This window comes from Halalkalibacter sp. AB-rgal2 (assembly GCF_041821005.1).
In the GTDB taxonomy this organism is placed as follows: Bacteria; Bacillota; Bacilli; order Bacillales; family Bacillaceae_D; genus Halalkalibacter.
On sequence record NZ_JBGUAV010000058.1, the window covers coordinates 1 to 2,392 of the forward strand.

Annotated in this window: 2 protein-coding genes; both read right to left on the reverse strand. The window is 41.6% G+C overall.

All coding sequences use genetic code 11. The annotated features are described in order from the left end of the window. Positions 1-67 precede the first annotated feature (67 nt). Complete coding sequence (gene istB / locus ACERJO_RS20890; protein ID WP_373648771.1) at positions 68-796, reverse strand: IS21-like element helper ATPase IstB; 729 nt, start codon at positions 794-796, stop codon at positions 68-70. Then, positions 793-2,247: an IS21 family transposase gene (gene istA, locus ACERJO_RS20895; protein WP_373648772.1), complete on the reverse strand. Its 1,455-nt coding sequence runs from the start codon at positions 2,245-2,247 to the stop codon at positions 793-795. The genes istB and istA overlap by 4 nt, the downstream gene beginning before the upstream one ends. Positions 2,248-2,392 lie beyond the last annotated feature (145 nt).

Sequence of the window (2,392 nt, forward strand, 5' to 3'; positions counted from 1 at the left end):
TGTATTTTGCAAGTAGAAATCTGATAATATTGCAAAGAAAATTCGAGAACTTTGCCAGCACCAATTTTTATGATGGGTAATTCGATAACGCATGGGTGACACGATAGCTGTCACCGGAAAAACTTAGTATGTGCGCATGGTGAATCACACGATCCACCAAGGCAGCTGTTAGTCTTGCATCGACAAAGATGCGGTTCCATTGACTGAATTCTAAATTAGAAGTGATGATAAGACTCTTCTGCTCATACCAGTCTGTAACGAGCTGAAATAATAACTCTGCACCATCTTTACTGAAAGGCACATAACCCATTTCATCAAGGATAATCAAATCTACTTTCTTAAACTTGTTTCGAAAGCTTTGAAGTTTCCCCTCATTCCAAGCTTTCTCGAGAAGTTCTACCAAGTCCGCCACTCGATAAAAACGCACCTCATAACCCTTGCGACAAGCTTCTCTCCCTAATCCAGTTGCGATATGAGTCTTTCCCGTTCCCGGAGATCCCGTTAGGATGACATTCTCCTTACGAGAAATAAAGTCTAGGCGGATTAACATCTCTTGGTCTAATTGAGGTGGGAACTTTACTTGGCTCCCCCATCGGAAACTCTCTAACTCTTTATCATTCATAAATGTAGCTTTTTTGATAAGTCTTTCGCCCTTTGCTGCTTCACGAAGTTCAAATTCCTGTTGAAACAGGGCTTCTAGATATTGACTTGGCTCTTCAAAAGGGATCTTTTCGTAAATATCGGCTACATAGGCCAAACGTAAGGACTTACACATTTCCTTTAGATGATGACTCATTTGGGATCACCGCCAAGTACAGGGGCGTCTGGCCGTAAAGCATCATACATGTGCCAATTCACCCCATATGGGTGAGCCTCAGGTGATGCAGCTGATCGATCGCTTGCAGGAAGGAGCTCATAGAATTCCTCATCGATCTCATTCATTGTATAAGTCATGATGAGCCCCAGTAACCATTCCACTCTCTCTTTTCGGAGGGGGATCGAATCGATCGTTAAATAGTTTGCTATTCTCCCCGGAAGGTAAGGAGAGTACCTGGAATGGGCAATCGAGCGTGGCTTAGACCTCCACATTTTTAATACTTGTGCCCAAGGTAGCTCACGTGATTGATTCATGTATGGACGTGGACCTTCACCCACTATTTCACCGTGCGGTGAAATGACCTTGTAAGCATCCCAGTAAGTCATTAAACTTAATTGACTATATTGATAGCTAGTTGGAATATGAATGAGCTCCCCGTCAACTGTAATCTCACCATACTTATTGGCGGTTACCGTCTCTTGTTTAAATACAGGATAATCGTTCTCTGGTAAAGCGAGACAGTACTTCTTTTCTTCCTCAATGAGATCTTGAATTTTCTCATCTTTGCTATAATGAGGTCGTTTATGGTCTTCCTTCGTTTTTTTAACCAACATTTCCTGTAGATGCTTCAAGTCCCTAATGACAGGAGATGGTGTAAAGTGGTTGTATCTTATGTATCCCACTTTATTCTCGACATGACCTTTTTCATTCCCTTTCCCTGCGTTACACGCTTCAGCTTCAAAGCCATAATGACTGGCAAACAGTTGAAATCCTTCTGTAAATACGGTATCTCCAAGCTTCCCACGGGCTCTGACTACAGCCGCCGCTAGATTATCAATCCGTACCTTTCTAGGAACTCGCCCTAACTGTTGAAATAATCCTTTTAATCCTTCTAAGAAACATTGCTGATTCTCCGCTGGTAACGGGACGGTGTATCCTCCATTGCTGAATGGCAAGCTCATAATCAGGCAGTGAATATCTTTGACTTTGCCATCTTGAACAACTTCTGTTATTCCAAAATCTATTTGTGCTTCAGCTGGAGGATGAGTTAATCGATCATACTCCTCCTTGAACGTATCATCTTGATCCAAACGCTTCTCTTTCCACTCCTTTACGAAGTTACAAACCGTTCTGTAAGAGCCAGGGAACCCGAGCTTTTTTAGAGCATCAAAGATATTTATGTTGTTTCGGCGTAATTTCTTTTTCAGGGCTAGATCTTCCATTAACCAATCAGAAACGATCTCTCCCCACTTTTCTGTATACATCATGCCACACTTTGGGGGAATCTTTTCCGAAGGGAGCTGGTCCTCATCTGCATATTTCTTAACTGTTTCCCAACTAAAACCTGTCCTCCTACAAATTTCATTGATCGAGAGGGATTTCTCATTTCTTAATTTTTTGATATGATTAATTTCAGGCATTGCTAGCATCCTTTCAACCTCCACCTTTTTGATTAGACACCATTAACGGTAGAGTTTTTTGATAGGGCTGGCAAGCCTCTTTTTTTATCTTATGAGATTGCAGGGCTCTAAGATTTTGTTTGCAATTCTCTCTACTTTTATTTTGCACTATACA